This is a genomic window from Pseudomonadota bacterium, assembly GCA_039028935.1.
In the GTDB taxonomy this organism is placed as follows: Bacteria; Pseudomonadota; Gammaproteobacteria; order Steroidobacterales; family SZUA-146; genus SZUA-146.
On record JBCCHD010000013.1, the window covers coordinates 84,975 to 103,903 of the forward strand.

Genomic DNA, 18,929 nt, shown 5'->3' on the forward strand with positions numbered 1-18,929 from the left:
CGACCACCCCCCCTGTGCAGCACGTTGTAAACCAGGCAAATTACTCGGCGCCACAGGGGACAATCAGTAGGACAAGGGACTAGGACAAGGACGGACAAGGGACAGTCACTCGGCAGTCACTCAGGACAATCACTCAGGACAGTCACTCAGGACACTAGGACAAGGGACGGGACGAGGGACAGTCACTCAGGACAGTCACTCAGGACAGTCATCGGCGGTGCAACGAAGCGGTAAGACGTGGCGGGCTTAGCTGGTGGTTTCAACCAGTTTGCCATCGATGAGCTCGACGATACGATCCATGCGCCGAGCGATGTTGAGATCATGGGTGACCACCACGAGGGCCGTGCCTGCCGTTTGATTGAGTTCGAGCATCAAGTCGAATACGCGATCACCCGTACGGTGATCGAGATTGCCGGTCGGTTCGTCAGCAAGCACTAGATCAGGCTTCGTGACCAACGCTCGGGCGACCGCCGCTCGCTGCCGTTCCCCACCGGAAAGTTGGGAAGGTTTGTGCGTCAGTCGTTCGGCCAGCCCCACGCGAGCCAGCAGATCCTCGGCCAATCCCAGCGCCTCCTCATGCGGCATTCGCCTCACCAACAATGGCATTGCAACGTTTTCCTGCGTGGTGAATTCGGGTAGCAAATGGTGGAACTGATAGATAAAACCCATATGCTGGTTGCGCAGCAGGCCGCGCTCAACCTCATCGAGGGTCGTCATATCCCGGCCGCCAATGGAGACGCGGCCCGAGGTGGGCAGATCAAGGCCACCCAACAATTGTAGTAACGTTGTTTTTCCCGCGCCAGACGCCCCCACAACGGCCAGTCGTTCGCCGCGTTTGAGCGCCAAATCCAGTTCGTTGAGCACCAGCAGGCGACGTGCGCCTTCTTGAAAGGCTTTTACGAGCTTGTCGCACTTAAGTACCCATTCGATTGACGCCGTGTCATTCATGTCGCAAAGCCTCGGCTGGTTGGGTTCGGGCGCCCCGAAGCGCCGGGTAAATAGTAGAAAGCACAGCCAGCAAAAAGGCCATGCCGGCGACCAACAACACGTCTCCAGGCAGCACGCGTGCAGGTAGATCGTTAATGAAGTAAACCGAAGGCGGCAGCAACTCGAAGCCGAGCAAACCTTCCAGCCAGTGTACAACCCGCTCGACGTTCATCGCGAGAAGTATACCGACAAGCACGCCGATCACTGTGCCGATCAGACCAATCAATGTGCCCTGGGTAACGAAGATCGCCAGAATACTCGAGGGTTTGGCACCGAGCGTTCGCAGGATTGCGATGTCCCCTTGTTTTTCCTTTACCACCATAACCAACGTCGAAATAATATTGAACGCCGCTACCGCCACAACGAGTAATAGAATAAAAAAAAGCACACTCTTGGTGAGCTGAATGGCCTTGAAAAAATTGGCGTGCGTGGCCGTCCAGTTATTGATGTAGAGCAATCCGCCTGCGTCTTCGGCGACCTCTCTAACCACGTCCGGCGCGTTGAATAGTTCGGTCACTTTGAGACGTAAGCCGCTCACCTCATCCCGATAGCGATACAGTTTGCCGGCGTCTTGCATATGCACAAACGCCAGATTTCGATCGAACTCATGCATACCGATTTCAAAGGTGCCTATCAACGTAAAGGTCCGCATACGGGGCATCAGACCCACCGGAGTAACATTGGCATCGGAAATCATCAGAAGCACCTCGTCACCCACGTCCACATTGAGCTCAGCCGCCAGACTGGCACCGAGCACGGCGCCGTATTCTCCGGGTTTGAGCAACGCCGTCACTTCCTCCAGCGGCGGCAAATCACTCACTTTGGCCTCTTCTTCAGGGACGATGCCGCGCACCAGCGCGCCACTGAGCTGCCGACCGTTCAGAAAGATCCCCTGCCCTTCAATAAAGGGCGCTGTATCGACAACTCGTGGGTTGTCCTCGGCAACGTCGCGAACCGCTTGCCACGCGGGCAATCGACCCTCCGTACCACTGATCGTCGCGTGTGAGGCAATACTCAATATGCGCTGCCGAAGCTCAGCCTCAAACCCATTCATGACCGACATGACGATAATCAGCACCGCAACGCCGAGTGCAATGCCGGCAATCGACACGTTCGAGATAAAGTTTATAAACGATTCGTTGGCGCCAGAGCGTGTGTAGCGCCAAGCCACCTGACCCTCAAACAACTTAGTCATAGCGCAGCGCCTCGGCAGGTTGGGTGCGCGAGGCGCGCCAGGCGGGATAGAGTGTGGATAGGCCCGCCAATAGCAGCCCGACCACGGCGATCACCACCACCTCTCCCCAGCGTACATCCGAAGGAATCTGGGTTAGATAAAACACGTTGCTGTCGATAAAATTCAGTCCCAGCCAATCCTCGAGCTTGGCGGTGATCGTCGCCGTATTGGCACCGATCAATACACCGAAAAAGACCCCTACCAATACACCGATCAATCCAATCAAGTTTCCTTGGACAAGAAACATGGCCAGGATACTCTTTGGCGTCGCCCCCATGGTGCGCAAGATCGCTACATCCACGCGTTTATCGTTCACCAACATCACCTGGGTCATAATGATGTTAAATGCCGCTACGGCAACCACCAGTAGCAGAATGCAAAACACCATAATTTTTTCAATCTTGATCGCGCGAAAAAACACGCGCTGCTGAACCGTCCAATCAGTGACTGAGTAGCCATCGCCCAAACGCTCCGCCAATGTCGACGTGACGTCGGGCGCATCGAACATATCCGTGAGTTTTAGTCGCACACCAGTGACCGTGTTTTCGAGCTCGAAGATCGCCGCCGCGTCGTCGATGTGAACGTAGGCGAGCGTGAGCGATTGATCGGGCACGTTGCCCCGGAAAAGTCCGACCACTGAAAATCGATGCAAAAACGGCTGAACACCTGTGCCCGCGTCATTCGGTTGTGGCACGAGAATATTGATACGACTGCCCACATCCACGCCGAGTCGTGAGGCCAAGTAGCCACCCAGCACAATGCCATTCGTGCCGGCCGTCAGATCGTCAAGACGCCCGACCACCATGTTGCGCGCCAAGTCCGACACCTGGGGCTCTAGCTGAGGATCGATACCAAACAGCGCCACACCGCTCAAATTGGCGCCGTTAACGAGCATGCCTTGGCCCTCAACAAACGGTGCGGCACCGACAACGCGCGGATCGGCCTGAGCAGAACTAACAACCTGCTCCGGCGATTCAATTCCGTCGAGCTTCATGCCGTCGCGCTCCGCACCTACCGTCACATGCGCCGACAGGCTCACCAGTCGTTGACGCAGATCGTTACCAAATCCATTCATCACTGAAATGACAATGATGAGCGCGGCGACGCCCACCGCGATACCCACCATCGCGGCACGTGAAATAAAACCGGCAAAGTGACTCGAGCGCCGAGCCCGAAGATAGCGGCCGGCGACAAACAGCTCTAGGGATGATTTCATGGGGGTATTCTAATGAATATCCCCACCATTCCCTACCCGCATTGCGCAGTATTTTCATCGCGCGCCATGGCGTGTAGCGCCCTGATGGCGGGGTTCGGGTCGGTCACCACGGCTCGGCCGACAATCGCGCGCTTTATCGACCTCAATCAAGGCATTGAATATCGGTGTTAAACGGTCGGTGCGCAACGCGCCCTGTTCCCACATTCTAACGCCAGCGGTCATTCACTCGCCGCTTGGCATCCCAAATCCAACAACGCCAGCAGACTCACCCGCAGGCGCGTGACCCACACAACCGCTACCGCGAACGTGTTTGCGCGTCAAGAGGTGAGGAAATGGCCCACCGCGTTCGACGGCTTGGCGTGCATATCGTTGGTATGGCAGCAATTATTGCGACGCACCAGATTTAGCCGTTTTCGTGGCTCGGATTCCTTGCTATAGAAATGAGACGCACCGCTTTGGGGAGTACCATTTTGAACGTCAAACTGCCGATCGTCACTCTGTTGCTGGCCTTGCTGGTCGTGCCCACATTGGCCCACTCATTGAGCCAACGACTAACCGTCGATGAACACGCAAGCGGCGCGCAAGCGACGGTTGTAGAATCGACGGCACCCAGTGCCATCATCACACAATCGAATCCTGCTCAAGCCGGCGCACAACCGGCAAGAGGTATGACCATGGCGCAGGTTGAGAGTCGCTTCGGCATCCCGGATGTGCGCCGTGCGCCCGTTGGAAATCCACCCATCACCCGTTGGGAATACCCAAGTTTTGTGGTGTATTTCGAATATCGTCACGTTATCCATTCGGTGAACAAGGTCTCGCGCTAACTCGCCTACGCCCTGATCCCGATTCACAGGCAGAGCACGAGGCGCCCTCTGTGCTGTCCGGCCGACTGCCCCCCTTTGCGACGATCTGCCGACTCTCGCCTGGGCTACGTAACCCACGTTAGGCACCAACCGGCCGGTCGTCGTCGGGCTTCCCCGCACTGCCCGCGAGTGCAATAATGCGCAGCCTTTGCCGTCTCGGCCGCTCGCGCATATCGGCGCGTCAGGTCTTTGTCCATGACTTCACACGCCCGCCCAACGCACCCACCAGAACTGAGCCACCGCACTACCTGGTCGGGATTGCGAGGTTGCGCACTGGCATTGGCGCTGTCTCACGCCGCGCGGCGTCTGGATGGCCCGCTCGTCGTGTTCACCGACACCGCCCGGGATAGCGATCGACTGGTGCAGGAGCTGCGCTTTTTCCTTCAAGATGCGCTACCCGTGCACGAGTTTCCGGATTGGGAGACACTGCCCTACGACGGCTTTTCACCGCCCCAAGGTATCGTCTCCGATCGGCTCGCGACGTTGGCCTCACTAGAAACCCTTCGTCGGGGCATCATTGTCACCCGCTTGAGCACGACGTCAGTGCGATTACCGCCCACCGACTACGTGTATGGATCCACCTTTCTTTTCTCACCGGGCGACCAACTCGATATGCAGGCGCTGCGCCGTCGTTTGACAGACGCGGGGTACTACGCGACTAGCCAAGTGAATGAGCACGGTGAGTTTGCGATCCGTGGTTCGCTGTTCGATATTTTCCCGGCAGGCAGCCCGCAACCGGTACGCGTTGACTTATTTGACGACGAGATCGAATCGCTCCGCTATTTCAATCCGGAGACTCAACGAAGTGGCGACTCACTGTCCTCGCTACGTCTGCTTCCGGCTCGAGAATACCCACTAGACGAAGCTGGTGTTACGCGTTTTCGTCAATCGTTTCGGCGACGTTTCGAAGGCAACCCCACCGATGCGGTGATCTATCAGCACATTTCCGATGGTATTAGTGCGGCCGGTGCTGAACAGTATTTGCCCTTGTTCTTCGAGCGTACCGCCACGTTTTTCGACTTCATCCCCGCCGGCGCCGTGCTCGCGATGCCGGCGGATGCGACCGACAGCCTTAGCCAAGGGTGGCACGACCTCGACAATCGCTATGAACAGCTTCGCTATGATCGCACTCGACCGCTCATGGCTCCGGACGAACTGTCCCTTTCGCCTGACGATTGGCAAGCCCAAAGCGATCGGTTCGCACAGCTGGCGATCAAACCGTTCAAAGATTCTGGCGAGAGCGTGGTCTTCAATACCGGCACTCTGCCCGAATTGAGCATCAGTGCTGAAGATCACCACAGCGGACGTTTGGTCGAGTTTATCGATCGTTTTGACGGTCGAGTACTGATCGTTGCCGAAAGCCCGGGACGACGCGAAACGATACGCGCGTTGTTGCGCGACCATTCGTTGACCCCTCGCCAAGTGCCAACTTGGGATGCGTTTTTCGAGAGCGGCCACGCGTTGGCGCTCACCGAGGCGCCGATTCAGGAGGGCATGCTACTGCCTGACTCGCGCGTCGCGGTCATCGCGGAGAACCAGCTGTTCGGCCATAGCGCGACACGTCGCGCGCGGCGCTCGGCCAAGAATAAAGACCCAAACGCGATCATTCGCAATCTCAACGAGCTCGACATTGGCGCGCCCGTTGTGCACGAACTACACGGGGTCGGGCGTTATCAGGGCTTATCCCTTCTCGAGATTGGCGGTGAGAAGAACGAATTCCTTACGATTGAATACGCAGGCAGCGACAAACTCTATGTACCGGTACATGCGCTTCACTTTGTTACGCGTTACTTGGGTGGACCGCCCGAAACCGCACCCTTGCATAAGCTTGGTAGCGACCAATGGGATAAAGCGCGCCGCAAAGCCATGCGCCGCATTCGTGATGTCGCCGCTGATCTTCTTGATTTGTATGCCAAGCGCGCAGCGAGAACCGGTCAAAGTTTTGCGCTCGACGAAGCGGACTATCGGCAGTTTTCTGCCGGCTTTCCGTTCGAACTTACGCCCGATCAGGATGCAGCGATTGACGCGGTGATCGGTGATATGACGTCACTTCAGTCGATGGATCGCTTGGTCTGTGGTGATGTTGGTTTCGGTAAAACCGAGGTCGCTTTGCGCGCGGCGTTTGTGTGTGTCAATCAGGGGAAGCAAGTCGCATTGCTGGTACCGACCACTCTGCTCGCCGAACAGCATGGCAAGAACTTCGAGGACCGCTTTGCCGACTGGCCGGTACGCGTAGAAGTGCTGTCTCGCTTCAAGAGTCGCAAGGACAGTCGGAATATCCTCGACGATCTTCAGCGCGGCAAAATCGACATTATCATCGGCACGCACAAACTGCTCCAGACCGACGTCCAGTTCAGTGACCTTGGGCTTGTCATCGTCGACGAAGAGCAGCGCTTTGGCGTGCGCCATAAAGAGCAACTCAAGGCACTGCGTGCCGAAGTCGATTTGCTCACACTGACCGCCACGCCCATCCCGCGAACACTGAACATGGCGCTGGGTGGCATTCGCGAACTGTCGCTGATCACCACCCCGCCTACCGATCGTTTATCGATCAAGACTTTTGTCAACCAGTGGAACGACCAGCTGATTCGCGAGGCGTGCTTGCGTGAAATTAATCGAGGCGGACAGATTTACTTTGTGCACAATTCGGTACGGGACATCGAAAAAATCGCCGCACAACTCGAAGCGTTGATTCCCGAAGCCAGCATCGAAATCGGGCACGGGCAAATGAAAGAGCGCGACCTGGAGCGTGTGATGCTGGACTTCTATCATCGACGGTTCAATTTACTTCTTTGCACAACCATCATCGAAAGCGGCATTGATGTGCCCACCGCGAATACCATCATCATCAATCGGGCTGACCGGTTTGGCTTGGCACAGCTGCACCAAATGCGCGGCCGTGTGGGGCGCTCCAGCCATCGCGCATACGCCTATTTGATCGCGCCACCGGTACGAGCACTGACGCCAGATGCCGTCAAACGACTCGAGGCGATCGAATCACTTGAAGACTTGGGTGCCGGCTTTACGCTCGCGACGCATGATCTTGAAATCCGCGGCGCCGGCGAACTTCTCGGCGACGACCAAAGCGGCCAAATTCATCAAATTGGTTTTACGCTGTACATGGAGCTTCTCGAACGTGCGGTGCAGTCTCTTAAACAAGGGCACGAGCCGGATCTGGGCGACCTGCCGGCGCGAGGGTCGGAAATCGAACTACACGAACCGGCGTTAATCCCTGACGACTTTATTCCCGATGTGCACACTCGCCTGATTCTGTATAAGCGCATCACGAGCGCCGAAAACGCCGAGGAGCTGCGCGAACTGCATGTGGAAATGATCGATCGCTTTGGCTTGTTGCCGACGCCAACGCAATTGCTGTTTGAGATCGCCGCGCTGCGTCAGATCGCGCAGCGCGCGCATATCGCCAAAATCGACTGCAGTGATGCAGGCGGTCGTCTCGTGTTTTCCGCCCAGGCGAAGCTTGACCCGGCTGTGTTGATCAGCCTAGTTCAATCCCATCCGCAAACGTATCGCCTCGTCGACGAGCACACGTTACGCTTCAGCCAACCGCTCGAGTCGGTGGATGACCGATTGTCATTTCTTAAGGAATTGGCACAACGATTTGTCGACGCGATGGACTAGCTTTGCGCGTCCAACTGGCACCGCACACGCACAAGGCCTGTCAACGCCAACCGGGCCACTCGCCGCATGCCGGCCACTCAATGCGCTAGGTAGGGAAACATCCACACACGGACTGATTCTCCCGGCCGCAAAGCCGCCACTGGGGTATACTGGTCGTTCATGCGAAACCGTCCGGAAAATGTGGAATGTTGAAACGCTTATCGCTATCGATCATCTGTGTTCTCACCCTTGCCGTAGGCGGCCAGGAACCCGACTCACCGCCGGATTACCAGGTGGAACTGTTGCTGGTCCGGAACCTCAATCCGAATGTCGGCACAGAGGTGTTTCCACTCGATATTGAGATCACAGATGAGGCATCGACGGACGACGAGCGACCGGTCGAACCTTTTGCGGCCCTCACAGCGGACGCGCTGACACTTACCGACATGGTGCCGAAAATCGCGCGTTCGAGAAACTTTCGCGTGGTCGGCCACACCGGCTGGACACAGCCTGGCTATACACGGGAAGAGGCCAAACGTAAATTGGTGCTGACGTCGGCGCAGACCGGCGAAGCGGTTTCCGGCAGCGCCACCCTGTCACGAGAACGGTATTTGCGTCTGGCCTTTGATCTGACATTGTTGGTCGATGGGCAGTCGCACCGATTACAAACCCAGCGCCGAATGATCAGTCGACAAGTGCACTATTTCGACCATCCTTATTTCGGGGTTATCGCGAAAATTACCCCGCTATAGCATGCAGGTCCGGCAAATGGCGCAGCCCACCGTGGTAGTCCAACCCACAGCCAAACACAAAACGATCGGGCACCTCCACGCCGACAAAATCGGGGCGACAGGCGGTGACCACGCGGTCATGGCGTTTACGGGCCAGCACCACCGTCATGACGTCAGCGGCCAACCCGGTTAACGCCTCAATAATCGCTTCTAACGTCTTACCCTGGTCAAATATGTCGTCGATGACGACGACGGTCTGTCCCGCAAGCCGATCCGATGGCGGAATTTTCCAAGCCAATGCGCCACCTGTGGTCTCATGACCATAGCGACTGGTTTGTACCGCATCCAGCGCGTGCACCGTGCGCAGGTGGCGAAGAATACCCGCCGTAGGAATCATGCCGCCCATCAGCACGGGCACCACCACAGGCTGCCGACCGCCGAGTCGTTGATCAATATCGGCGGCCAGCCGCTGATAGGTCTGCTCGATGTGCGCCGCGTCGTACAACACGTCGGATTGGGCGACTACGGTGGAAAAATCCACCCCGGATAGACCACTAAGCGTCACGATTCTCTCGCTCTAATGTTGATAGATATTGTTCAAACTCTCTATAACGTCTTGTCTTTAAATAACTATTAGATCGAGAATTTACATCAAATTGCGCGCGTAACAGCTCGAGTCGCGGTGACACCCGTATTGCTGGATTGGCCGCATACAGTGCCAGTACCGCGGCGCGATCATTACAGATAGGCATAAATTCGCAGCCCGCCGCCCGCGCGCGTTCGACTTTCTCCACCACACCGCCCGCACAGTCCGCACCCTTCATCGAGAGGTCATCACTAAACACCACGCCATCGAATCGCAGTTGCTCGCGCAATACACCGTCGACCCATCGAGGCGAAAAACTGACGGGTTCATCCGCTTCGCACTCGGCAATAAGATGCGCGGTCATGACGGAACGCGCCGTTGAGGCCAGGTCCCGAAACGGCTGCAGATCGTCACGCAAGGCGTCCCAGGCGCGTGTATCGCGCGGCAGTTCGTGATGCGAATCACCCGCCACAAAGCCGTGTCCAGGAAAGTGCTTAATGCAGCTTGCGATGCCCGCGCTATGCAAACCTCCGATGAGCGCGCGCGCCAACCGCGTCACGACAACCGGATCGGCGTCAAAAGCGCGGTCACCGATCACCGCACTATTGGCGTAATCCAGATCAACAACCGGCGCAAAATTCACATCGCACCCAATCTCGCGCAGCTCGACCCCCATCACCCAGCCACAGTCTTCCGCTCGCTGTAGGGCCAGATCCGGATTGCGTGCGAAAAGACGACCCCATTCGCGCATCGGCGGAATCGCGCTGAAACCCTCCCGAAACCGCTGCACTCGTCCCCCCTCATGATCCACAGCGACAATAAGCGACGGCGAGCGTATCGATCGTATTTCGTCAATTAAAGCGGTTACTTGCGCTTTGTTTTGGTAGTTGCGCGTGAATAAAATCACGCCCCCCGTGAGCGGGTGGCCAAGCACCTCGCGATCTTCATCGGTCAACGCAAAGCCCGCCACATCCACCATGATCGGGCCAATCATGCGCCACCCCCGTCTCGGTACGTCGATGGTGGCGCAGCGGGCAACTCATCCATGATCGTGACCACCGTGCCCACATCGGTACGATCAAACAACCAAATTAACGCCGCGTTGCGCATCCGCACGCAGCCATGAGAGGCGGGGACGCCCATCGGCTCAACCGCAGGCGTGCCATGGATGTAAATATAGCGTCGCATACTATCAACCTCGCCCATGCGATTGCGGCCTCGCTCTGTGCCACTCAGCCAAAGAATTCGTGTCAATATCCAGTCGCGACCGGGATGCGCGGCATGCAGCGCGGGCGTCCAAATTTCACCCGTGGCACGGCGCCCCACAAACACAGTGTCCGGTGCAACCCCCGCACCAATTCGGGCCCGGACAATGTGTTGCCCGAGCGGTGTTTGTAAGCTGCCATGGCGCTGTCCTGCACCTCTGGCCGCCGTGGACACCGGGAACTCGAACGGTTTGCCATCATGCACACCGCTGAGTGTTTGCGAAACGAGATTGATCACTATCGATTCAGGCATATCCTGGCGCGTCAAAGATGGCCACCGATTCGACGTGACCGGTTTGAGGAAACATATCCATAATACCCGCTTTGCCCAGCGTGTAGCCAAACTTTGCCAGCTCACCGGCGTCACGCGCGAGGGTCGCGGGATGACACGACACGTAAGCGATAACACGCGGCTTGAGCGTTGCAATGAGTGGCAGCATTTCAATCGTGCCGGCACGCGGCGGATCGATCACGATCACATCGTAATTCTGCTGCAGCCAGGGCCACTGAGGTTCAGGTTCAAACAGATTAGCCACATAAAACGTCGCGTTATCGATGCTGTTTCGGGCCGCATTTTCTTGGGCGCGCCGCACGAGGTGAGAATCTCCTTCCACACCCACGACCTGCTCAACACAACGGGCAAGCGGCAGAGAAAAGTTGCCCAAACCGCAATACAGATCGAGTACGCGATCGCCCGGACGTAGCGCGGTATGTTCGAGTACATGACGAATCATCGCAGCATTGAGCGGCCCATTGATCTGGATAAAATCCATCGGCTCAAACGCCACGGATACATCGTAATGCGTTAACGTGTAGTCCAATACCCGTGCCTCAGTCAGCGGCGTGACCGAGTCCGCTCCGCCAGGCTGCACATAGACATCGACATTATGCGCGTCAGCAAAATGTCGCAGCCGGGCGCGGTCGTCGGTGCTGAGCGGGGCCAAAATTCGAAAGACAAGCGCCGTTGCGCCGTCTCCCACCGCCAGCTCGATTTGAGGTACGCGACGCCGTATCGAAAGCTCGCCGATCATCGTTGACAATTTATCGATAAGGTCGCCCACCGGTTTGGCTAGAATTTCGCAACGCTGCATGTCCGCGATGTGCGGTGTCCTGCGCTCGCGAAAACCCACCTTCACCCGGCCCTGTTTGGGTTCGACGTTGACACCGAGTCGACCGCGACGGCGATAGTGCCATGGGGCGGCCGTCAGGTCGTCCAGCCAGCGCGTGGGCTTTACGCCGCCGATGCGCGCTAAATCGTGTGCCAAGTGCGCGCGCTTAAACACCCGTTGCCGGGCTTCATCCAGATGCTGCAGCACGCAACCGCCGCAGACACCAAACGCATCGCACTTGGGCTCGATGCGCTCTGGACTCGCCTGGTGCACTTCGTCGACAACGGCTTCGTTGAATCGGCGTTTGTGGCGATACGTGGTAAACGTCACGTCCTCACCGGGTAACGCGCCCTGCACAAACACCGTTTTGCCATCCATCCGCGCCACACCGCGGCCATCATGGGCCAAATCATCAATGACCGCTCGGTAGGTCTGAAATTGGGGTTTGTGTCTGCGTTTTCGCGCCACTTAGATGCAACTTTCGCGGGAGGAGACGCAGTGTAGCAGAAACCTTTCGCTCCAGGTCGCCCTCAATCTTGCGTCTAAAGTGCCGCGCTCAGGTACACTAACGCTATGGTCGCAATCCCAACTCAAAAGCTGCAGCAGTCGTATTACGCCATCGCACGCAGTGCGATTCTCACCTTGTTTGGTTTGCTCGTCGTCCTGATTTTGGCTTTCACCTGGCTGGCCCTCCAAAACCTTCAGCAGGCCACCTATCAGCGCACGGTGGTAGCCGGCGACCGAATTCAGTCACTCTATGCGGTGGCCGCAGCACCCACCGACCCTTTGTTTCAAAAACGGGTTGAAGACTATTACTTTTCGCTGATTGCCGACGCCACCCGCGCGTCCATTGTGATCACCGACACCAATGGCGATCGCGTGCTGGCATTGCCCGATGAACAGACTTATGGCGACGCGCTCACCGAATCCAATGGCGTCAGCTTGCAAAATGCACTGGGACAAACGCAAGGGCGCGCAACAGTACGCCTGACGCCAACGCGCAGTTATCGGCAGCTCATCCTGGCGGCCACCGCTGCATTGATGCTGAGCGCCCTGGTGCTGTGGGTAGCGTTGCGCCGTCTCGCTAAGCACGACCACAACATGGAAACAGGTCGGGATGAAATTCTCGATGCGTTTGATCGTTTCGAACAGGCTGATTTTCGTGATGACGCCAGCCTACACGGACCGCTTGAACTCCTGCAGTTGCAATCGGCTACAAATCACCTCGCGCGCGCCCTTGCCGGTTACCGCGACTCGCTTGCGCACCAAGTGGAGGAAGCCTCACAGGAAGTGGCGCAGACGCTCGAAGAAATGGAAATTAAGAACGTGGAGCTCGATCTGGCTCGACGCCGCGCGGTCGACGCTAATCACGCCAAATCGTCTTTTCTCGCCAACATCAGCCATGAAATACGAACGCCGATGAACGGCATTATTGGCCACCTTCAGTTACTGGATCGCTCGACGCTCAATGAACAGCAATCGCGATACGTTAACCGCACGTTGCAAGCCGCGAACGCGCTACTGGACATCATCGACGACACACTCAATTTATCGCGAATCGAGGCCAACAAGCTGGATCTACAAAGTCGGCCATTTGATCTGGTCGAAGAGGTCAATCGGTGTCTAGTCATGCAAGCGCCAGGCGCCATCGCAAAAGATCTTGATCTGTACTTTTTTTGCGATCAATCGTTCCCTAAGACCCTAATAGGAGACAGTCTGCGCGTACGACAAGTAGTCACCAACCTTGTCAGCAACGCGATCAAATACACGCACTCCGGTTCCGTCCGGGTTAGCCTTGAAAGCGCCAGTCGTTTGGGCAATAAGCATGACGTGGTGTTGCGTGTGCGCGATACAGGATTAGGGATGGACAGCGCTCAAATCGACTCGTTGTTTGAAGCCTTTTCCCAGGCAGGACGCAGTCCCGAATCGGGAACCGGACTGGGTCTACTCATCACGCGCTCCCTGACCGAAGCCATGGGCGGTTCGCTCGATCTTGTGAGTGACATTGATCAGGGCTCGACATTCACTATTACATTGCCCATGCAGCAGCATGGCCAAGAATCTACGCGAGCGACACTCTCGATCGACGGCGTTGGCGGTGTCTTGTGCGACGACGATGAGGCGCAGCGTTATTATTCCCGTTTACTCGCAGCTAACGGCGTCACGCCGACCGACGATGGCGCCCGCACCATCGATTTGATGGTGCTCAACTGCGCGCAACTCAGCGCCCCGACAAGTGATACGGACTTAGTCAATCGGTGTGCTGCACATGAAACGCCTCACATCGTATTGTTAAGTTCAAGCAATCTGGCATTAATGGGTCGACTCAATGCGTTGTCACATTGTGAAGCCCTGCCTTTGCATTCACCCGCGCCCGCGGTGGTGGATGCCCTCGCCAGATTGATGTCAACCGATAGCGACACGACGCAAAGTGATGCGACACCCGCGATGATCGCAGGTGACGGTGCGAAATTGGCTGATGTGAGGATACTGCTCGCCGACGACGACAATTTTGGCCGCGCCTATATGCAGGATCTACTGAACTCGCACGGCGCGAAGGTGACGCCGGTCGTCAACGGAGCCGAAGCGGCAACAGCGGCCAGTCAGCAAGACTACGATCTGATTGTGCTCGATATACGCATGCCAATTTGCGACGGCATTGAAGCCACGCGTCGCATTCGCGCCGCCGGTCGGACACACGTGCCGATCATTGGCATGACGGCGTCGGTGGTACCCGAGCAACATCGTCAGTGTATGCAGGCGGGCATGACCGACTATTGGGTAAAACCACTTAAGATCGCGCAATTGGTGGGTGGCCTCGAACATTGGCTGGGCAAATCGCCGGATAGGGTCGACCAGGAGTCCCCCGAGAAAGTGTCCATTGACGCATCACTGGCGGCGCTAGACGACGAAATGCGCGACATGCTCGTCACCGAGTTAGGCCTCTATCATGCGCGATTAAAAGACGTAAGCGGACCGGATGTCGATTTTGCCTCCACCCATGAGCTGGCGCATAAGTTATCGGGCACCGCATCGATATGTCGCTTGCACACACTTCGCGACGCGGCGCTGCAACTGCAAACCACCGCCAGTAATCGCGATCTCGCTCACCTTCCCACCGCACTTGACGACGTTACCCAGGCACTCGACGCTGTGCGTGATCGGATGGCCGAGGCAACGTCAGGCGAGCCGTCCCACTTCGCCTAACGGCACAACACAATCAGCGCGCCGACGATTCCCCCGATCCGTTACTGGCGCAACAGCACGGCGTTCGCAATAATGAAGCCACCTTCATCACTGAGTGTCAAATACCCCTCGCCAATTCCTAGCGCTTGGCATTTGGCCCGCCCACGCGACGAGTACACAATCTCTGGACGGCCTAGCGCGTTGTGCGCAACGCCCACATCCCGCACCCACATGCCGTTCGCAAAACCGGTACCCATCGCCTTTACAATGGCCTCTTTGGCGGCAAATCGCATACCCAGAAAGCGCACGGGATGTTTATTCTTGCGAAAGTCCTCAAATTCGGATGGCATCAATACCCGTTTCGCAAAACGCTCACCAAAGCGCTCGTAGGTCTGTGCCACGCGTTCGGTACGCAGAATGTCGGTACCAATTCCATAAATCACGAATCTGTCTCCTGCTTGGTTGGACTTAAATCAGAGTCTTCCGACCAGCGGCGGCGACGAGACTGCATAGACACAAGCACTTGGCGCACACGCGAGTCGGCCTCGCCAAGATGCGCGTCCAACGCTCTTCGCAACAGGCGTTTTGCATCGTTAAGCTGTGGCACAGTCTGCAAAGCTCCCTCAGCGAGCGCAAGCAGGCTCGCTCCGCGAATCGCGTCGCTACCGCCCCCTTCCCAGGCGCCTTCCGTCACGTCATAGATGTAGTTGGTATCTGGCTCAATTGGCGCGCCGCTTCGCGTCTCAGTCAGCTGCAGGCCGTATCCGAGATGGTCCAATAAATCTCGCTCGAACAGGCGTAACGCCACGGCGTCATTCGCGTGATTGAGCTCCACAAGCAGGCGCTCGTAGCGGGCAAAGACATCTCCTTGACTATCGCCCGGGCGCAGCGCGCGCATAATTAATTCGTTCACGTAATACGCCGACAAAATCGATCGAGGAAGCGGAGTGGTCATGGTGGTGTCTGCCTCAATCGCCGTGAGCGTACCGAGACTGCCGCGTGACACCCAGGAAATGACGCTGCGCTGGAAGGGTCTGAGTTGCCCTTTCAATCGGGACTTAGGGCGACGGGCTCCACGCCCCACGAGCGACACGCGCCCATAATCGCGGGTGAAAAACTCCGCAATGACACTCGAATCTCGAAACGGCCGAGCGTGAAGCAAATAGGCGGCTGCCAACGACACCGACTGCCGCTCATTCATCGACTTGCCCCACCACAATGGTCAATCGCGCCTGAAACACACCGAGCCGGACGCCGCGCCGACTGCGTTGACCTGTCAGGGCGCTTCATAACCCAGAGACTGTAACAAGCGCGCATCGTCTGACCAATTCTTGCGTGTCTTCGCCCACAACTGCAGGTGAACACGACCGCCGGTGAGCTTCACCACTTCTTTTCGCGCCGACGTGCCAATCTTTTTAAGTCTCGCCCCATTCTTGCCAATGAGAATCGGCTTTTGACTCTCCCGATCCAGCCAGATTGTGGCGGCAATGGCGGTTTGCGTTTCGTCCGCCTCCCACCGCTCAATCTCGACGGCGAGTCCGTATGGCAACTCTTGCTGCAGCTCCATCATGAGCTTCTCGCGAATGATCTCGGCAACACGAAAACGATCATCTTTGTCCGTGCTGGCATTTTCCGGGTAAAGCCAAGGGCTCTCGGGCAGATGCTCAGCAAGGTAGTCGACCAGCGCAGCGGTATTGTCACCGGTCAGGGCTGACATAGGAAACAGTGCATCAAAGTCAAGGCGTTCCGACAGCGACTGCAGTGCGGGTAGAAGCGCGAGCCGTCCCGTCGCCTTATCGATCTTATTGACGACACCCACCACGGGGCGCCCCGACTCACGGATCGCACGCAGCACGTTGTCGTCCAGATCATTCCATCGCCCATACTCACTGAGAAATAAAATAATGTCCGCGTCATGAATCGACTGCTCGGCATTGCGATTCATAACCCGATCGATGGCTCGCCGTCCACGCAGCTGTAGACCCGGCGTATCGACAAAGAGTATTTGTGTTGCACCCTGAATTTTCACGCCCAAAATGCGATGGCGTGTGGTTTGAGGCTTTGGCGTAACGATGCTGATTTTGGTGCCCAGAATGCGGTTGAGCAAGGTGGATTTACCCACATTCGGTTTTCCGACAATCGCGACAAACCCACAGCGCTGAACCGCCTCGGTCATGTCACGTTTTCAGACAGCATCGCGAGCACCGCTTCCGCGGCAGCCTGTTCAGCCAAGCGTCGACTTCGACCATTACCCAATGCGGATAACTGCCGCTCGGTTAACGCGCACTCCACCTCGAAGCGCCGCTGATGTGCCGGCCCCGTTTCACTCACTATGCGATACGTGGGTAGTGCATCACCGTTTGCCTGAAGATGCTCTTGTAGGCGGCTTTTGGCGTCTTTTTTTACCGACGTGACCGCAATTTGCGTCAGTCGCGAACCATACAGCACATCGATCAGCTGCTCCGCTGACGCCATCCCTTGATCAAGATAGACCGCGCCAATTACGGCCTCGACCGCATCCGCGAGAATCGAAGCGCGACGATATCCGCCGCTTTTGAGCTCGCCGCTGCCCAGGCGTAAATACTGTCCGAATTCCCATTCCTGAGCGATGTCCGCCAGGGTCTCTTTACGAACCAGCGCCGCGCGAATGCGACTCATATCACCCTCAGCCGCTTCCTGCCGAACACTAAAGATCCGCGACGCAATGACGAAACCGAGAATCGCGTCACCCAGAAATTCCAGTCGCTCATTGTTGCGCGACCCAGCACTGCGGTGAGTTAGCGCCGCTTCGAGCTCATTGTGCTCGGACAGCTCAAGCCCCAGTGCGTTTGCCAGTTTGTTGACCGGCTGAATCAACGCCTGACTTCGGAACTGGTCACAAAATCAACGAGGAAGTTGACGTTAACCATATACGGCACTTCATGGGAATAGTCTGCTGTAACGATAAATGATTCGCTCTTTCGCTCAATTTTGACGTCTTTTGAGGTGATAACAGTAATCGCCTCAACATCGAAGCGCTTATCAATGTACAGACGAATTTTCTGCGGCGTCACGCCATTATTCTCGTTCTGCATTTGCAGCGGCACATCGCGAATAACATCGGCGACACGGAAATACTGTAAATAAACCGGCACTAACCGTATGGCAGCGAGCGCCAAAACCAAAATGATTACGATTACTCCAATCCAGCCGATCAGGGTCATACCTTGCTGTTTGTTCTTCATGCGAATCGTCTCCTCATTGTATTTTCGTGCCGCTGCGCGAAAAATCATGCCAATTCATCCACACACTGCTGACCTTGCCCACGAGGTGTGAGTAAGGCACCAGCCCTACTTCGGGATCGCGACTGTCCTGACTGTCGTCGCGATTGTCGCCCATAACAAAATAGTGCGCTTTAGGAATGGTTTTTTCAAACTCCTGCTGCCCGTTATCCGAATAGCGTTGATGAATAATCCGGTGGCGCGTGCCGTCAATCGTCTCGATCGCTTCGATAAACCCCGAATTCGCTTGCTCGGACGTCGCGGACTGTAAAAACTCAAGGCCGACCGGTTCGCCGTTGATTCGTAATACTTTGTTACGATAAAACACACGGTCTCCGGGTAAAGCCACGACGCGCTTAACAAAATGTCGCGATTCATCGCCCGGTTTTCGAAATGCCACCACATCCCCGCGCTGAGGCAAATCCGTCGGCATGATCGATGTATTGATTATGGGCAATCTCAGTCCGTAACAAAATTTCTGCACGACGATATAGTCTCCGCTCTGCAGCGTCGGCATCATTGATGCCGAGGGTACGCGATACGGCTCGACAACGAACGAGCGTACAAGCAGTAGAAACAAGAACACCACAAATACTGTGCGGCTCAAATCCACCCAAACGGGCATCGGTCTATAGCGAGGATATCGGTGCCCACTCCACCAGGCCAAACCGCACACGACGCAGGCAGTGATGAGAAACCAGGAAAAGCCCATGCCACTACCACCCGAAACTGGGTAAAGAAAGTCTCATTTGTCGGATTTGAGTACCGCGAGAAACGCCTCTTGAGGAATCTCAACGGAGCCCACCTGCTTCATGCGCTTCTTGCCGGCCTTTTGCTTTTCAAGCAACTTGCGTTTGCGAGTGATATCGCCGCC

19 protein-coding genes are annotated in these 18,929 nt (G+C 56.7%); 5 read left to right on the plus strand and 14 right to left on the minus strand.

Annotation, left to right across the window (positions count from 1 at the left end):
- Positions 1–246 precede the first annotated feature (246 nt).
- Genes lolD through AAF465_08420 form a run of 3 tightly spaced genes read right to left on the minus strand, consistent with a single transcriptional unit; the run spans position 247 to position 3,437 of the window.
- On the minus strand, positions 247–948 hold the full coding sequence (lolD, locus tag AAF465_08410) for a lipoprotein-releasing ABC transporter ATP-binding protein LolD (protein MEM7082742.1): 702 nt from the start codon (positions 946–948) through the stop codon (positions 247–249).
- Complete coding sequence (locus tag AAF465_08415; protein MEM7082743.1) at positions 941–2,182, minus strand: lipoprotein-releasing ABC transporter permease subunit; 1,242 nt, start codon at positions 2,180–2,182, stop codon at positions 941–943. The genes lolD and AAF465_08415 overlap by 8 nt, the downstream gene beginning before the upstream one ends.
- Positions 2,175–3,437 carry a lipoprotein-releasing ABC transporter permease subunit gene (locus AAF465_08420; protein ID MEM7082744.1) on the minus strand — a complete coding sequence of 421 codons (1,263 nt, stop codon included), beginning with the start codon at positions 3,435–3,437 and terminating at the stop codon, positions 2,175–2,177. The genes AAF465_08415 and AAF465_08420 overlap by 8 nt, the downstream gene beginning before the upstream one ends.
- A 12-nt stretch (positions 3,438–3,449) precedes the next feature.
- Between AAF465_08420 and AAF465_08425 the strand changes: the two genes are divergently transcribed.
- From AAF465_08425 to AAF465_08440, 4 genes are all read left to right on the plus strand, one after another.
- Positions 3,450–3,608 carry a hypothetical protein gene (locus AAF465_08425; GenBank protein ID MEM7082745.1) on the plus strand — a complete coding sequence of 53 codons (159 nt, stop codon included), beginning with the start codon at positions 3,450–3,452 and terminating at the stop codon, positions 3,606–3,608.
- A gap of 299 nt (positions 3,609–3,907) precedes the next feature.
- Entirely contained in the window at positions 3,908–4,261 is a 354-nt protein-coding gene (locus tag AAF465_08430) for a phosphodiesterase (GenBank protein ID MEM7082746.1), read from the plus strand.
- Between the two features lie 234 nt (positions 4,262–4,495).
- Positions 4,496–7,939, plus strand: a complete 3,444-nt coding sequence (gene mfd / locus AAF465_08435; GenBank protein MEM7082747.1) for a transcription-repair coupling factor — start codon at positions 4,496–4,498, stop codon at positions 7,937–7,939.
- Positions 7,940–8,124: 185 nt separating this feature from the next.
- Positions 8,125–8,670 carry a CsiV family protein gene (locus tag AAF465_08440; protein MEM7082748.1) on the plus strand — a complete coding sequence of 182 codons (546 nt, stop codon included), beginning with the start codon at positions 8,125–8,127 and terminating at the stop codon, positions 8,668–8,670.
- On the opposite strand, the gene AAF465_08445 is transcribed toward AAF465_08440, so the two are convergent.
- The 4 genes from AAF465_08445 to rlmD are packed head-to-tail and all read right to left on the minus strand — an operon-like array spanning position 8,657 to position 12,077.
- Positions 8,657–9,214: a hypoxanthine-guanine phosphoribosyltransferase gene (locus AAF465_08445; protein MEM7082749.1), complete on the minus strand. Its 558-nt coding sequence runs from the start codon at positions 9,212–9,214 to the stop codon at positions 8,657–8,659. The genes AAF465_08440 and AAF465_08445 overlap by 14 nt on opposite strands.
- A complete protein-coding gene (gene nagZ, locus AAF465_08450; GenBank protein ID MEM7082750.1) occupies positions 9,204–10,229 on the minus strand; it encodes a beta-N-acetylhexosaminidase in 1,026 nt (341 codons plus the stop codon). Before nagZ ends, AAF465_08445 begins: the two co-directional genes overlap by 11 nt.
- On the minus strand, positions 10,226–10,753 hold the full coding sequence (locus tag AAF465_08455) for a L,D-transpeptidase (GenBank protein MEM7082751.1): 528 nt from the start codon (positions 10,751–10,753) through the stop codon (positions 10,226–10,228). Before AAF465_08455 ends, nagZ begins: the two co-directional genes overlap by 4 nt.
- A complete protein-coding gene (gene rlmD, locus AAF465_08460) occupies positions 10,746–12,077 on the minus strand; it encodes a 23S rRNA (uracil(1939)-C(5))-methyltransferase RlmD (protein MEM7082752.1) in 1,332 nt (443 codons plus the stop codon). The genes AAF465_08455 and rlmD overlap by 8 nt, the downstream gene beginning before the upstream one ends.
- A gap of 105 nt (positions 12,078–12,182) precedes the next feature.
- On the opposite strand from rlmD, the gene AAF465_08465 reads away from it, so the two are divergent.
- On the plus strand, positions 12,183–14,816 hold the full coding sequence (locus AAF465_08465; protein MEM7082753.1) for an ATP-binding protein: 2,634 nt from the start codon (positions 12,183–12,185) through the stop codon (positions 14,814–14,816).
- A gap of 41 nt (positions 14,817–14,857) precedes the next feature.
- Here the strand turns inward: AAF465_08465 and acpS are convergent, their stop codons facing one another.
- The 7 genes from acpS to AAF465_08500 all read right to left on the minus strand — a co-directional run.
- Positions 14,858–15,238 carry a holo-ACP synthase gene (gene acpS, locus AAF465_08470; protein MEM7082754.1) on the minus strand — a complete coding sequence of 127 codons (381 nt, stop codon included), beginning with the start codon at positions 15,236–15,238 and terminating at the stop codon, positions 14,858–14,860.
- Positions 15,235–15,996, minus strand: coding sequence for a DNA repair protein RecO (gene recO / locus AAF465_08475; protein MEM7082755.1), 762 nt, complete (start codon positions 15,994–15,996; stop codon positions 15,235–15,237). Before recO ends, acpS begins: the two co-directional genes overlap by 4 nt.
- Before the next feature lie 75 nt (positions 15,997–16,071).
- A complete protein-coding gene (era, locus tag AAF465_08480; protein ID MEM7082756.1) occupies positions 16,072–16,971 on the minus strand; it encodes a GTPase Era in 900 nt (299 codons plus the stop codon).
- Positions 16,968–17,651: a ribonuclease III gene (gene rnc / locus AAF465_08485; protein MEM7082757.1), complete on the minus strand. Its 684-nt coding sequence runs from the start codon at positions 17,649–17,651 to the stop codon at positions 16,968–16,970. Before rnc ends, era begins: the two co-directional genes overlap by 4 nt.
- The gene (locus AAF465_08490) at positions 17,648–18,019 is read right to left on the minus strand and encodes a DUF4845 domain-containing protein (protein ID MEM7082758.1); all 372 of its coding nucleotides are present in this window, start codon (positions 18,017–18,019) and stop codon (positions 17,648–17,650) included. The genes rnc and AAF465_08490 overlap by 4 nt, the downstream gene beginning before the upstream one ends.
- A gap of 13 nt (positions 18,020–18,032) precedes the next feature.
- A complete protein-coding gene (lepB, locus tag AAF465_08495) occupies positions 18,033–18,668 on the minus strand; it encodes a signal peptidase I (protein MEM7082759.1) in 636 nt (211 codons plus the stop codon).
- A gap of 132 nt (positions 18,669–18,800) precedes the next feature.
- The coding region (locus AAF465_08500) for a hypothetical protein (protein ID MEM7082760.1) at positions 18,801–18,929 on the minus strand (129 nt) is incomplete at its 5' end.

Coding starts and splice junctions, on each gene's coding strand:
- lolD (MEM7082742.1), bottom strand. CDS start 948: ATGAATGACACGGCGTCAATCGAATGGGTACTTAAGTGCGACAAGCTC.
- AAF465_08415 (MEM7082743.1), bottom strand. CDS start 2,182: ATGACTAAGTTGTTTGAGGGTCAGGTGGCTTGGCGCTACACACGCTCT.
- AAF465_08420 (MEM7082744.1), bottom strand. CDS start 3,437: ATGAAATCATCCCTAGAGCTGTTTGTCGCCGGCCGCTATCTTCGGGCT.
- AAF465_08425 (MEM7082745.1), top strand. CDS start 3,450: ATGAATATCCCCACCATTCCCTACCCGCATTGCGCAGTATTTTCATCG.
- mfd (MEM7082747.1), top strand. CDS start 4,496: ATGACTTCACACGCCCGCCCAACGCACCCACCAGAACTGAGCCACCGC.
- AAF465_08440 (MEM7082748.1), top strand. CDS start 8,125: ATGTTGAAACGCTTATCGCTATCGATCATCTGTGTTCTCACCCTTGCC.
- nagZ (MEM7082750.1), bottom strand. CDS start 10,229: ATGATTGGCCCGATCATGGTGGATGTGGCGGGCTTTGCGTTGACCGAT.
- AAF465_08455 (MEM7082751.1), bottom strand. CDS start 10,753: ATGCCTGAATCGATAGTGATCAATCTCGTTTCGCAAACACTCAGCGGT.
- AAF465_08465 (MEM7082753.1), top strand. CDS start 12,183: ATGGTCGCAATCCCAACTCAAAAGCTGCAGCAGTCGTATTACGCCATC.
- recO (MEM7082755.1), bottom strand. CDS start 15,996: ATGAATGAGCGGCAGTCGGTGTCGTTGGCAGCCGCCTATTTGCTTCAC.
- era (MEM7082756.1), bottom strand. CDS start 16,971: ATGACCGAGGCGGTTCAGCGCTGTGGGTTTGTCGCGATTGTCGGAAAA.
- AAF465_08490 (MEM7082758.1), bottom strand. CDS start 18,019: ATGAAGAACAAACAGCAAGGTATGACCCTGATCGGCTGGATTGGAGTA.